General features: G+C 62.9%; 11 protein-coding genes. 8 read left to right on the top strand and 3 right to left on the bottom strand.

The window, feature by feature from the left end:
• Positions 1-71: 71 nt before the first annotated feature.
• On the bottom strand, positions 72-1,262 hold the full coding sequence (locus tag HGP13_RS20405; RefSeq protein WP_172228565.1) for an MFS transporter: 1,191 nt from the start codon (positions 1,260-1,262) through the stop codon (positions 72-74).
• 200 nt (positions 1,263-1,462) lie between these two features.
• Positions 1,463-2,209, bottom strand: coding sequence for a cytochrome c biogenesis CcdA family protein (locus tag HGP13_RS20400; RefSeq protein ID WP_172228563.1), 747 nt, complete (start codon positions 2,207-2,209; stop codon positions 1,463-1,465).
• Between the two features lie 178 nt (positions 2,210-2,387).
• Here HGP13_RS20400 and HGP13_RS20395 point away from each other — a divergent pair, with 178 nt between their 5' ends.
• From HGP13_RS20395 to rpmG, 8 genes are all read left to right on the top strand, one after another.
• Positions 2,388-2,765: a hypothetical protein gene (locus HGP13_RS20395; protein ID WP_172228561.1), complete on the top strand. Its 378-nt coding sequence runs from the start codon at positions 2,388-2,390 to the stop codon at positions 2,763-2,765.
• Positions 2,766-3,134: 369 nt separating this feature from the next.
• Positions 3,135-5,756 (top strand): type I DNA topoisomerase, encoded by a 2,622-nt coding sequence (gene topA, locus HGP13_RS20390; protein ID WP_172228559.1) that lies wholly within the window; start codon positions 3,135-3,137, stop codon positions 5,754-5,756.
• A gap of 6 nt (positions 5,757-5,762) precedes the next feature.
• Positions 5,763-8,069 (top strand): ribonuclease R, encoded by a 2,307-nt coding sequence (gene rnr / locus HGP13_RS20385; protein ID WP_172228557.1) that lies wholly within the window; start codon positions 5,763-5,765, stop codon positions 8,067-8,069.
• On the top strand, positions 8,069-8,521 hold the full coding sequence (locus HGP13_RS20380; RefSeq protein WP_172228555.1) for a DUF983 domain-containing protein: 453 nt from the start codon (positions 8,069-8,071) through the stop codon (positions 8,519-8,521). The genes rnr and HGP13_RS20380 overlap by 1 nt, the downstream gene beginning before the upstream one ends.
• A gap of 73 nt (positions 8,522-8,594) precedes the next feature.
• The gene (locus tag HGP13_RS20375) at positions 8,595-9,335 is read left to right on the top strand and encodes an NUDIX hydrolase (protein WP_172228553.1); all 741 of its coding nucleotides are present in this window, start codon (positions 8,595-8,597) and stop codon (positions 9,333-9,335) included.
• A gap of 77 nt (positions 9,336-9,412) precedes the next feature.
• Complete coding sequence (locus HGP13_RS20370) at positions 9,413-10,591, top strand: MFS transporter (protein ID WP_172228551.1); 1,179 nt, start codon at positions 9,413-9,415, stop codon at positions 10,589-10,591.
• Positions 10,592-10,684: 93 nt separating this feature from the next.
• Positions 10,685-11,143, top strand: coding sequence for a hypothetical protein (locus HGP13_RS20365; RefSeq protein WP_172228549.1), 459 nt, complete (start codon positions 10,685-10,687; stop codon positions 11,141-11,143).
• Between the two features lie 154 nt (positions 11,144-11,297).
• Positions 11,298-11,465: a 50S ribosomal protein L33 gene (gene rpmG, locus HGP13_RS20360; RefSeq protein WP_006201775.1), complete on the top strand. Its 168-nt coding sequence runs from the start codon at positions 11,298-11,300 to the stop codon at positions 11,463-11,465.
• Positions 11,466-11,563: 98 nt separating this feature from the next.
• On the opposite strand, the gene ugpC is transcribed toward rpmG, so the two are convergent.
• Positions 11,564-12,631, bottom strand: a complete 1,068-nt coding sequence (gene ugpC, locus HGP13_RS20355; protein ID WP_172228547.1) for a sn-glycerol-3-phosphate ABC transporter ATP-binding protein UgpC — start codon at positions 12,629-12,631, stop codon at positions 11,564-11,566.
• Positions 12,632-12,634 lie beyond the last annotated feature (3 nt).

The following is a 12,634-nucleotide window of genomic DNA, read 5'->3' as shown; positions in this document are numbered from 1 at the left end:
GGATAGCAGCGGCGGCATGCTGCACCAATGCGGTTAAATTCCGGTGAGATGGCGGAGCGACTGACCCTTGATCAGCGGGTTTGTCGGATGGGCTCGTTGATTTTGGTGATGCTCCACAGCATGAGCGCCGAGGCAACGAATACAGCGGACGAAACGAAAGCGTTGGCCGTGAAGTCAGTGCGGAATCCGTAGAGCCAAGCGCTTGCCAGCCCGCCTATCGAAGCACCTGTCTGGTAAACGGCATTGAGCATGGCGTTCAGGCTGCCGCGTTGCGATGCCGGTATAAGAAGCATGGCGCCGCCAAGAATTAGAGCCAGCATCAGGTCCCTGCCGAACGCGAAGATGCCATAAGCGAGTGCCTGAATGACGGGATGCCCGGTTCCGAACGGGATGGCCAGAACAACGATCGCTATTCCAAGCGAGGCGGCGGCACAGAGTGCCAAGGGGTGGCGGACGAACCCCGTGAGCCATCCGGAGAGGAATGCGCCAAGCAACCCCCCTGTCTCACCGAGAAATAGCATGGTGCCGATCGTACCGGCGCCCTCTCCGACAAGGCCATGCTGCACAAGCCAGCTCGGATAAAGCCCGAGAAAGACGTACATTCCAGCGGACCAGCAAAAATAAGAGAGCAGCAAAAGCCGAGTGCCTGCATCCAGCGAAAGCGACCACAGGCGCTCGCGATATGTCCTCACGGAAATCGGATCGCTCGACAGGGCCTCCGGCCTGGTCGGCGGCAGGGTTGATGTCATGGCCGCCAGCGCCAAGCAGATCACGGCTAGAAGCAGCAACGGGAGCCGCCAAGTCAACAAGCCGCCCAGTACGACCCCCATCGATATCGAGAACAGGAAGGCGACGGGTGCAGCCGTGGTGACGTAGCCGGTAATGCGAGACCTGTCTTGCGTTGGAATGTAGTCTGCTATGGCCGCGAAAATAGACGCGCCGATCATTGGCATGAACAGGCCGGTCGCCGCTCGGCCGAGAGCGATAGAAGTCGCGCCATGCACTGTGGCGGTCAAAAGCAGGATCGCGCCACATCCAACAGCTCCCATGACGATGAAACGCTTGCGCCCATATCGATCGATGAGTGGCCCCAATACGAGATTACTGATCAGCGCGACGATGGGAAACGCAATCAACACCCTCCCCGCCTCCGAGGAAGACAGGCCGACATCGCGTGCGATGAAAGGAAGGAGGGGGATCATCATCGCGATGTTGAAATTGATGATGAAGAAAGCCACCCACAGGACCACTATGACGAACATGCATTCTCCGCTCAGGATCAGACGGAAAGCCAATGACCGAGGGTGGCTTCCGTCAGGAGCTCTCGCAATTTCTGAAGACATGCAACCGGCATGGTGCATCTCGTGCTGTGGGCACAGTGGGTTTTGGACCACGACATGCACAAAAGCAAAGACTTAAGTGCCGAAATCGGTTTCAACGCGACGCGCTTTGGCCGGAACGTCTACCCCAGCCGTCCCAGCACCGGGAAATTCTCCAGCAGCCAATACGACACCGTCTGCACGCCGCCGGTGAGAAAAAACACGCCGGCGACCACCAGCAGCGCGCCGATGGCCTTTTCGACCCGGCCGAGATGGACGCGGAATTTGCCGAGGAAGCGCATGAAAGCGCCGGAAAACAGCGCCGCGATGAGGAATGGAATGCCCAGCCCGAGCGAATAGGCGGCGAGCAGCAGCGCGCCCTCGCCCACGGTTTCGCGACCGCCGGCCAGCGTCAGGATCGGTCCCAGCACCGGGCCGATGCACGGCGTCCAGCCGAAGGCGAAGGCGAGCCCCATGACATAGGCGGCGATGGCACTTGCAGGCTTGCCCTGCGACTGGAAGCGCGCCTCGCGCGACAACAACGGAATGCGCAATATGCCGAGGAAATTCAGGCCCATCAGGATGATCAGCACACCGGCGGCCATCGCCAGCGGCTCCTGCCAGACCCGCAGCAACCGGCCGATGGTCGAGGCGCCGGCGCCGAGTGCGACGAACACGCTCGAGAAGCCGAGCACGAATGCAATAGAAGAATAGAGCAGTGCGCCGCGCGTACCTTCGCGGGCCGTCACGCCCGCATTGCCGCGAAAATCATCGACCGAAACGCCGGCCATGTAGCAGAGATAGGGTGGCACCAGCGGCAACACGCAAGGCGACAGGAACGAGATGGCCCCCGCCCCGATCGCGCTGACATAGCCGATGTCCAATGCCATTCCCAAGCTCCGACTGTTTGGCGACGATATAGCGACGCCTGGGCATGTCTGCCAATCACCATTGTGTGGAAAGTCATCGCCGCATGCGCGCGTCGGGGACGAAAGCACCTGCGTTGGACGTTGATACAAAGAGGCCGCGATTTTCCGCGCGTCTCCATTATCAGCCAGGGAGATTTCCATGAAAACCATAACCATAGGGCTGGCAGCACTTCTGCTCAGCACCGCCGCTTCCTTCGCCGCCGACGCGTGGAAGGAGGCCGAGGTCAATGGCACCAAGATCTACACCGACGCCATGGGCATGACGCTCTACACCTATGACAAGGACGAGAAGGGCAAGACCAACTGCTACGACAAGTGCGCCACCAACTGGCCGCCGCTGAAGGCCGAGGCCGGCGCCAAGGCGGACGACGAATGGAGCGTTGTCGACCGCACCGACGGCACCAAGATGTGGGCCTATGACGGCAAGCCGGTCTACACCTTCATCAAGGACAAGAAGGCCGGCGATGTGACCGGCGATGGCGTTGCCGGCGTCTGGCACATCGTCAAGGCCAACTAGTCCTCGATACCGTTGCCCGCCCGCTGGCGGGTCAAAAACTGGTCGCCGGGCATCTTTCCATGCCGCCGGCGGCCAGCGTCAGGCAGCCTGAAACGGCGTCGTCCCGATGTTGTCCGCAGCCGGCTTTTCCTCGACTCGGCGGAAAAATGAATCGGCCTGTTTCGGCTGGCTTGGGACCGCCATCTCTCCAAGCCGAAATCTGTGATTTTCTCTATACACTCTAAGAGTGTATTGCTGCGGAGAGCCCTGCAATTTGGGCGCTTCCCCTTGACCGGATGCAAAAGCGCGGCCATGTGAGCGACAAATAGAACGAGATTTCGTCGCGCGCAGCGGAATTCTTCTGCCGCACCACAGCTGATATGAGACCTCATGGACGTCGTCGTCGTCGAATCGCCGGCCAAGGCGAAGACAATCAACAAATACCTCGGCAGGAACTACAAGGTTCTGGCTTCGTTCGGCCATGTCCGTGATTTGCCGGCCAAGGACGGCTCGGTGCGTCCGGACGAGGATTTTGCCATGTCCTGGGCGGTCGACACCGCGTCAGGCAAGCGCCTCGCCGACATCGCCAAGGCCGTCAAGGACGCCGACGGCCTGATCCTCGCCACCGATCCGGATCGCGAAGGCGAAGCGATCTCCTGGCACGTGCTGGAAGTGCTGAAGCAGAAGCGCGTGCTGAAGGACAAGTCGGTCAGCCGTGTCGTTTTCAACGCCATCACCAAGTCGTCGGTGCTGGAAGCCATGGCCAATCCGCGCCAGATCGATGCGCCGCTCGTCGATGCCTATCTCGCCCGCCGGGCGCTCGACTATCTCGTCGGCTTCACGCTGTCGCCGGTGCTGTGGCGCAAACTGCCGGGCGCCCGTTCCGCCGGCCGCGTCCAGTCGGTGGCGCTGCGCCTGGTCTGCGACCGTGAGTCCGAGATCGAGCGCTTCATCCGCGAGGAATATTGGCAGATTGCCGCTCTGCTGGGCACGCCGCGCAACGACACTTTCGAGGCGCGGTTGACCGCGTTCGAGCGCAAGAAGCTGCAAAAGCTCGACATTGCCAACAAGGCGCAGGCCGACGACATCAAGGCGATGCTTGAAGGCGCGACCTTCAAGGCGCTGTCCGTCGAAGCCAAGCCGACCAAGCGCAATCCGGGCCCGCCCTTCACCACCTCGACGCTGCAGCAGGCCGCCTCATCCGGCCTCGGCTTCTCCGCCACCCGCACCATGCAGGTGGCGCAGCGTCTCTATGAAGGCATGGAGATCGGCGGCGAAACGACCGGCCTGATCACCTATATGCGAACCGACGGCGTGCAGATGGCGCCGGAGGCGATCGACGCTGCCCGCGACGCCATCGCCAAGGAATTCGGCCCGAAATACCTGCCGGAAAAGCCGCGCCAATACACAGCCAAGGCCAAGAACGCCCAGGAAGCGCACGAAGCGATCCGCCCGACGGATTTCATGCGCACCCCGGCATCGGTCCGGCAATATCTCGATTCCGACCAGATGCGGCTCTATGAGTTGATCTGGAAGCGCGCCATCGCCAGCCAGATGCAGCCGGCCGAAATCGAGCGCACCACCGTCGAGATCGAGGCGGTCAACGGCGCCCGTACCGCCGAGCTTCGCGCTGTCGGTTCGGTCGTTCGCTTCGACGGCTTCATCGCCGCCTACACCGACCAGAAGGAAGACGACGCGGAAGACGAGGAAAACCGTCGTCTCCCGGAGATCCGTGCCGGCGAGCAGCTTGCCCGCCAGGCGATCAACGCCACCCAGCACACGACCGAGCCGCCGCCGCGCTATTCCGAGGCGACGCTGATCAAGAAGCTGGAAGAGCTCGGCATCGGCCGCCCGTCGACCTACACCGCAATCCTGAAGACGCTCGAAGACCGCGACTACGTCACGATCGACAAGCGCCGACTGGTGCCGCAGGCCAAGGGCCGGCTGTTGTCGGCCTTCCTCGAAAGCTTCTTCGAGCGCTATGTCGAATACGACTTCACCGCATCGCTCGAGGAAAAGCTCGACGAGATCTCCGACGGCAAGCTCGCCTGGAAAGACGTGCTGCGCGATTTCTGGAAGGATTTTTCCGGCGCTGTCGCCGACATCAAGGAACTTCGCGTCACCGACGTACTCGACGCGCTGAACGAGGAACTGGCGCCGCTGGTGTTCCCCACTAGGGAAGACGGCTCCAACCCCCGCATCTGCCCGAAATGCGGCACCGGCAATCTGTCGCTGAAGCTCGGCAAGTTCGGCGCCTTCGTCGGCTGCTCGAACTATCCGGAATGCTCCTTCACCCGCCAGCTCGGCGACGCTGCCAACCCCAATGGCGAGAATGGCGGCGGCGAGGACGGCACCAAGGTGCTCGGCAAGGATCCTTACACGGCGGAGGAAATCACGCTGCGCTCGGGCCGCTTCGGGCCCTACCTCCAGCGCGGCGACGGCAAGGAAGCCAAGCGCTCGAGCCTGCCCAAGGGTTGGACGCCGGAGTCGATCGACCACGAAAAGGCGCTGGCGTTGCTGGCGCTGCCGCGCGATATCGGCAAGCATCCGGAAACTTCCAAGATGATCTCGGCCGGGCTCGGCCGCTATGGTCCGTTCGTGCTGCACGATGGCACCTACGCCAATCTCGACAGCATCGAGGATGTGTTCTCGATCGGCCTCAACCGCGCCGTCACGGTGATTGCCGAGAAGCAGTCCAAGGGCAAGGGCGGCCGCAACGGCGGCACCGCAGCTGCGCTGAAGGAACTTGGCGACCATCCCGACGGCGGCGGCAAGATCGTCGTGCGCGACGGCAAATACGGGCCTTATGTCAATTTCGGCAAGGTCAACGCCACCCTGCCCAAGGGCAAGGATCCGCAAACGGTGACCATCGAGGACGCGCTGGCGCTGATTGCCGAGAAGGAAGCCAAGGGCGGCGGCGGCAAGAAGCCGTTCCGCAAAGCAGCAGCAGCCAAGGCGCCTGCAGCGAAGAAGACAGCCGCCAAGAAGCCGGCTGCGAAGAAAAAAGGGTAGGACGGCGTGGCGCGCAGGATCACCGGTAGGAGCCACGGCGATCCACGCACCGCCGACACGAGAGCCAAGGTCAAGGACGACTACAGGCCCTCGCGCGACGAAATCCTGCGCTATATCGCCGAGAATCCCGATCGGGCGGGCAAACGCGACATCGCCAAGGCGTTCGCGCTGCGCGGTGACGACCGCATCTGGCTGAAGGACATTCTGCGCGACCTGCAGGACGAAGGCGTGCTCACCAAGGAACGCAAGCGGCTGGCCCGCGTCGGCGCCCTGCCCCATGTCGCCGTGCTCGATATTTTTGGCCGTGACGGCGACGGCATCTTGCTGGCGCATCCGGCCGAGTCGGTCGGCACGGGCGAACCGCCCGTGGTCTCGATCCGTGTGTCACGCAGTGGCAACGGCCCGGCGCCCGGCATTGGCGACCGCGTGCTGGCCAAGACCTTCCCGACCGATGACCCGACCGGCCCCGCCTATACCGGCCGGGTTATGAAGATCTTCGAGAAGCGCACCGATGCCGTTCTCGGCGTCTTCCGCGTGCTGCAGGACGGCACCTTTCGCATCGAGCCGGTCGAGCGCCGTCAACCGGAGCTGATCGTCGACAAGGAATTCCAGAACGGCGCCAAGAGCGGCGACCTGGTCGAAGTCGAGCCCGCACGCTCCTCCCGCTATGGGTTGCCGCGCGCCAAGGTGCTCAACGTGCTGGGCTCGCTGACCAGCGAAAAGGCGGTCTCGATGATCGCCATCCATGCGCACGACATTCCGCACATCTTCCCAGCCGACGTCATCGCCGAATCCGAAGCCGTCAAGCCGGCAACGATGGATCACCGCGAGGACTGGCGCGACCTGCCGCTGGTCACCATCGATCCGGCCGACGCCAAGGACCATGACGACGCCGTCTTCGCCACGCCCGATCTCGACGAAAAGAACCCCGGCGGCGTGATCGCCACCGTCGCCATCGCCGATGTCGCCGCCTATGTGCGCTATGGCACGGCCCTCGACCGCGAAGCCTTGAAGCGCGGCAATTCGGTCTATTTCCCCGATCGCGTCGTGCCGATGCTGCCCGAGCGCATCTCCAACGACCTCTGTTCGTTGCGTGAGGGCCAGGATCGCCCGGCGCTGGCTGTGCGCATGACCTTCTCCGCCGATGGCCACAAAATCCGGCATTCTTTCCACCGCGTGATGATGAAATCCGCGGCGAAGCTCGCCTACCCGCAGGCGCAGGCGGCCATCGACGGTGTGCCCGACGACAAGACCGGCCCGATCCTCGACACGGTGCTGAAGCCGCTATGGGACGCCTATGCGATCCTGAAACGCGGACGCGACGGCCGCCAGCCGCTGGAACTTGACCTGCCGGAGCGCAAGATCCTGCTCAAGCCGGACGGCACGGTCGATCGCGTCATCGTGCCGGAACGGCTCGACGCCCATAAGCTGATCGAAGAATTCATGATCCAGGCCAATGTCGCCGCCGCCGAGACGCTGGAGGCGAAGAAGCAGGCGCTGGTCTACCGCGTCCACGACGCGCCATCGCTCGCCAAGCAGGAATCGCTGCGCGAATTCCTGCAGACGCTCGGCCTGTCGCTGGCGCGCGGTGCGCAGATGCGGCCCAGCCAGTTCAACGGCATTCTCGAACGCGTGCGTGGCGCCGACAACGAGGCGCTTGTCAACGAGGTGGTGCTGCGCTCGCAGAGCCAGGCCGAATACTCACCCAAGAACATCGGCCATTTCGGCCTCAACCTGAAGCGCTACGGGCATTTCACCTCGCCGATCCGCCGCTACGCCGACCTGATCGTGCACCGTGGGCTTATCGCCGCGCTCGGCCTCGGTCCGGGCGGTCTGACGCAGGATGAAGAGGCGCGGCTCGAAGACGTCGCGGTACTGATCTCCGGCACGGAACGGCGCGCCATGGCAGCCGAGCGCGATACGGTCGACCGGCTGATTGCCGCCTATCTCGCCGAGCGCATCGACGACCGCTTCGACGCCCGCATCTCCGGCGTCACCAAATCAGGACTATTTGTCCAATTGCCGCAGTTTGGCGCAGATGGCTTCATCCCGGTGTCAACTCTGGGCGGCGATTACTATATATACGACGAAACGGCTCGCTCCCTGTTCGGAGAACGCTCGGGCAAAGGCTACCAGCTCGCGGACCGCGTCGAGGTCCGGCTCATCGAGGTGGCTCCAATGGCCGGCGCGATGCGCTTTGAGATGTTGACCGACCCGAAGCCCCTGCCAGGCTCCAGCAAGTCGTTCCACAAGGCTAAGGGCCGCGCCCGTGCGTCGCAATCGCGACCGGGTTCGCGCGGCAGGAGACGATGATGCAAAATGAATTAGGGATACAAGAACAGGTCTTCGGCGGCGAACATCACACGGGCCGGGTTGCCCGCCCGCTGTGGACGGCTATGAAGCGCGGTTTCCTGGGCCGCTGCCCGAATTGCGGTGAAGGCAAGCTGTTCCGCGGCTTCACCAAGACCGTCGAGACCTGCAGCGTCTGCGGCGAGGAGATCCATCACCATCGCGCCGACGACCTGCCGGCCTATCTGGTCATCGTCATCGTCGGTCACATCGTTCTCGGCGCCTTCATGGGCGTGGAAGCGACGTCGACGCTCTCCACCTGGCAGCACATCGCCATCTGGGTGCCGCTGACCATTATTTTGTCGGTTGCGCTGCTGCAGCCTGTCAAAGGCGCCGTCATCGGACTGCAATGGGCGTTCTATATGCACGGATTCGGTGGCGAGAAGGATGGGACCGAGTCCCACCACGGCGCCTGAAGCGCCGCCGGCGCAACATACCGACCGTGAAAGGCCACTTTCGTTTGCAAGAAGTTTCCGCTAGGTCCAGCGCATGGAAGCAATGACCAAGGCGGATGTCGACAAGCTCGACAAGGGTCTTGCCGCGCATAGCGGCCGGCGCCTGCGTCCGCGTGACGCCGCGACCTTGATTCTTCTCGACCGCAAGGGCGACGAGGTGCTGGTGCTGATGGGCCGCCGTCACGCTGGCCACGCCTTCATGCCTGGAAAATTCGTTTTTCCCGGTGGCCGCACCGATCCGGCGGACAGTCGCATCGCGACCGCCACCGCATTGCATCGCGACGAGGAAGCAAAGCTGCTTGCCGGCCCCGGCCGCACCAGTGCCGCGCGAGCCCGGGCCGTCGCCTTGTCGGCAATTCGCGAGACCTATGAGGAAGCCGGGCTGCTGATCGGCCAGAAAGCCGCCTTTGCGACCGACAAGCGTGACTGGCAAGGTTTTGTCGAGCACGGCGTGAGACCTTCACTTGAGACGCTGCGTTTCATCGCGCGCGCCATCACCCCGCCCAACCGGGTGCGCCGCTTCGACACACGTTTCTTCAGCGCCTGGCGCAACGATGTCGCCGTCGAACTGCCTGATGGCGGCCCGACCAACGAACTCGAGGAACTGGTCTGGCTGCCGCTTGCCAAGGCCAGGAAAGCCGACATACCCGACATCACCCGAATGATCCTGGACGAGCTGGAAAAGCGCCTTGCCCATGATCCGCTGTTGCGTCCTGGCGGTCCTGTCCCCTTCTACCGGCTTGTCCGCAACCGCTTCACCCGCGAACTTCTGTAGGCAATCCCAGGAAAAGTGTGACGCGGTTTTCCACCCGGAATTGCCTAAGATCAAAGAGACAGAGTATTCAGCATCCCATGACGGTCGATACCCAACCACAGGGCGACGAACGCGTACACTGGCTGCCGATGGTGGCGGCGATCTCGTCGATCAGCGTCGTCGGCATCGCCATTGGCCTCGGCATGCCGCTGCTCAGCGTCATCCTGGAAACGCGTGGCCACTCGGCTTCGATGATCGGCCTCAACACGGCCGTCGCCGGCCTGGCTTCGATCGCCGGCGCGCCGCTCGCCACGCCGCTCGCCATGCGCTTTGGCGTCGCCTGGACCATGATCGCGATGATTGCCACGGGCGCCCTGGCCTTCGTCGGCTTCCATTTCGCGCCCGACTTCTGGATGTGGTTTCCGCTGCGCATCGTGCTGCATATAGCGCTGACGGTGCTGTTCATCCTATCGGAATTCTGGATCAGCACGTCGGCTCCGCCGCACCGGCGCGGCCTTGTCCTTGGCATCTACGCCACCGTCCTGTCGCTGGGTTTTGCTGCAGGGCCGTGGTTGTTCGCCCATCTTGGCAGTTCCGGCTTCAGGCCGTTCGGCGTCATCATCGGGCTGGTGACACTGGCCGCGATACCGGTGCTGGCGGCACGCAACGAAAGCCCGAGCATCGCCTCCGACGGCGAAACCAGCAATTTCCTGCGCTACATCTGGCTGGTGCCTTCGGCGACCGCCGCCGTGCTGGTCTTCGGTGCGGTTGAGACCGGCGGTTTCGCGCTGTTTCCCATCTACGGCAACCGCATCGGCTATTCCGAAGCCGACGCGGCATTGCTGCTGACCATGATCGGTCTCGGCAATGTGCTGCTGCAAATCCCGATCGGTATGATCAGCGACCGCGTCTCGGATCGCCGCTATCTTCTGCTCGCCTGCGCCACCGTCGGCCTTGCCGGCACGGTGTTCATGCCCTTCTTCGCCCAGAATTGGCACCTGATGGCCGCCCTTCTGTTCGTCTGGGGCGGCGTGGTCGCCGCCATGTACACCATCGGCCTTGCCCATCTCGGCTCGCAGCTTTCCGGCCATGAACTGGCATCCGCCAACGCCGCCTTCGTGCTCTGCTACGGTGTCGGCATGGTGCTTGGCCCGCAGGCGATCGGTATCGGCATGGATGCGTTCGGTCCGTCCGGTTTCGGCTGGTCGCTCGGCCTGTTCTTCGCCGCCTATATGACGCTGGTCGGCATCAGGCTCGTCCGCAAGATTCTCCTTTGAGTCCTTCGACGCAGCGCCCGCTGCTGACAGAACCGTGTCAGGAGCGCTGGGTTAAAAGAGTGTCCCAAAACATCGGAAGTTGAGGACACTCCCATGATCGACAGCGGCTTTGAAACCACATCACTGCGAATGACGCTCCTGCTGCTTGTGACCTTCCAGGCCCCGGCCGCGGATGTCGACCGCATCATGGACGCGGTGGTTGCGATCGCTCCGCTGGTGATGGGCAGATATGACCGCAACGCCTATCAGTCGGCGCACGGCATCGAGCGCTACAGGCCGCTTGAAGGGGCTGCGGCCGGTGCCGAGACCGAATTGCGCCGCTGCCCGGGCACGGTCGAGGTTTCCTTCGAACTGCCCGACGATCAGGCGCTGGCTGCCCGAGTCGTCGAGGCGATTTTCCAGGCCCATTCCTATCAGGAGCCGGTGATCCGCATCCAGCCGATCCTCGCCAGCCGCTCCAAAGGGCTGGACGACCGCGCCAATCCGAATCGCTGGTGGAACACCACCGGAGACTGGAAGAAGGTTGCGGTATCAGAGGTGGAAAACGCCTGATTTGCGCGTAATGGGCAAGCTGGCCGGGTCACTTCCAATTCGCTGGGCTTGACTTTCCAGGCACGTTCTTTATGTGTCGCGCCAAGTTTCCCGCGTCCGGGTGTTTTCCCGTGCTCCAGCGGCCAAAACCCCACGAACATAACGGACTGAGATCATGGCCAAAGCCGCAAACATCAAGATCAAGCTTCTGTCGACCGCCGACACCGGTTTCTTCTACGTGACCAGCAAGAACAGCCGTACCAAGACCGACAAGCTGTCGTTCCGCAAGTACGACCCGGTCGCCAAGAAGCACGTCGAATTCAAGGAAACCAAGATCAAGTAATCTGGGTTTTCCCTCTGGAATGCAAAACGCCGCCCAATGGGCGGCGTTTTTGTTTGTATCACAGGCTGACGCGTTCCCTCATCCCGGGCTGCGTCTTCTCAGCCGATTCGATCGCCGCTTTTCGGATCGAACAGATGCAGCGACGCCGGATCGGCCGCCAGCCGCACGGTGTCGCCGGGCTTCACCCCAGCGCGGCCCATGGCAAAGACACAGAGCTGCTGGTTGGCCAGTTTGACATAGAACTGCGTCGACAGGCCGAGCGGCTCCACCACCCCCACCTCACCTTGCAGCGCACCGTCATCGGCCAGCCTGATATGTTCAGGCCGCAGGCCGACGGTGATGGCATCGCCGTCCTGCAGCGGCAGGCCGTCCGGCAGTTTCAACGCCTGACCATCGGCAAGCACGGCCTCCGGAGTGGCACCCTTGCGAACCGTCGCCGGCAAAAAGTTCATGCCTGGTGAGCCGATGAAACCGGCAACGAACATATTGGCCGGCCGGTCGTAGAGGTCGAGCGGCGCGCCGACCTGCTGGATCAACCCGTCATGCATGACGACGATGCGGTCGGCCATGGTCATAGCCTCGATCTGGTCGTGGGTGACATAGACCGAGGTGGTCTTCAATTGCTGGTGCAGTGCCTTGATCTCGGCGCGCATATGCACGCGCAGCTTGGCGTCAAGGTTGGACAACGGCTCGTCGAACAGGAAGACTTTTGGATCGCGCACGATGGCGCGACCCATGGCGACGCGCTGGCGCTGGCCGCCGGACAGTTGCCGCGGCAGGCGTTGCAGGAACGTGTCCAAGCCCAGCCGCTTGGCCGCACCATCCACCCTGGCGTCGATTGTCGTCTTCTCAGCCTTCTTCAACAGCAGGCTGAAGCCCATGTTCTTCGACACGTCCATATGCGGATAGAGCGCGTAGGATTGGAACACCATGGCGATGTCGCGGTCCTTGGGCGCCACGTCATTGACCAGCCGCTCGCCGATACGGATCTCGCCGCCGGAAGCCTCCTCCAGCCCGGCGATCATGCGCAGCAGTGTCGATTTCCCGCAGCCAGACGGACCGACCAGGACGACGAATTCGCCGTCGGCGATTTCAAGGTCGACCGCGTGCAGGACGCGGACGGCGCCATAATCCTTGCGGACCTTATCGAGCGTAACAGAAGCCATCGA

It is taken from the genome of Mesorhizobium sp. NZP2077, from assembly GCF_013170805.1.
GTDB lineage: Bacteria > Pseudomonadota > Alphaproteobacteria > Rhizobiales > Rhizobiaceae > Mesorhizobium.
Note: the sequence above shows the minus strand (reverse complement) of the source record. Positions and strands in the feature narration are given on the sequence as shown.

Coding starts and splice junctions, on each gene's coding strand:
- HGP13_RS20405 (WP_172228565.1), bottom strand. CDS start 1,262: ATGTTCGTCATAGTGGTCCTGTGGGTGGCTTTCTTCATCATCAATTTC.
- topA (WP_172228559.1), top strand. CDS start 3,135: ATGGACGTCGTCGTCGTCGAATCGCCGGCCAAGGCGAAGACAATCAAC.
- HGP13_RS20400 (WP_172228563.1), bottom strand. CDS start 2,209: ATGGCATTGGACATCGGCTATGTCAGCGCGATCGGGGCGGGGGCCATC.
- HGP13_RS20370 (WP_172228551.1), top strand. CDS start 9,413: ATGACGGTCGATACCCAACCACAGGGCGACGAACGCGTACACTGGCTG.
- HGP13_RS20365 (WP_172228549.1), top strand. CDS start 10,685: ATGATCGACAGCGGCTTTGAAACCACATCACTGCGAATGACGCTCCTG.
- HGP13_RS20375 (WP_172228553.1), top strand. CDS start 8,595: ATGGAAGCAATGACCAAGGCGGATGTCGACAAGCTCGACAAGGGTCTT.
- HGP13_RS20395 (WP_172228561.1), top strand. CDS start 2,388: ATGAAAACCATAACCATAGGGCTGGCAGCACTTCTGCTCAGCACCGCC.
- rpmG (WP_006201775.1), top strand. CDS start 11,298: ATGGCCAAAGCCGCAAACATCAAGATCAAGCTTCTGTCGACCGCCGAC.
- HGP13_RS20380 (WP_172228555.1), top strand. CDS start 8,069: ATGCAAAATGAATTAGGGATACAAGAACAGGTCTTCGGCGGCGAACAT.
- ugpC (WP_172228547.1), bottom strand. CDS start 12,631: ATGGCTTCTGTTACGCTCGATAAGGTCCGCAAGGATTATGGCGCCGTC.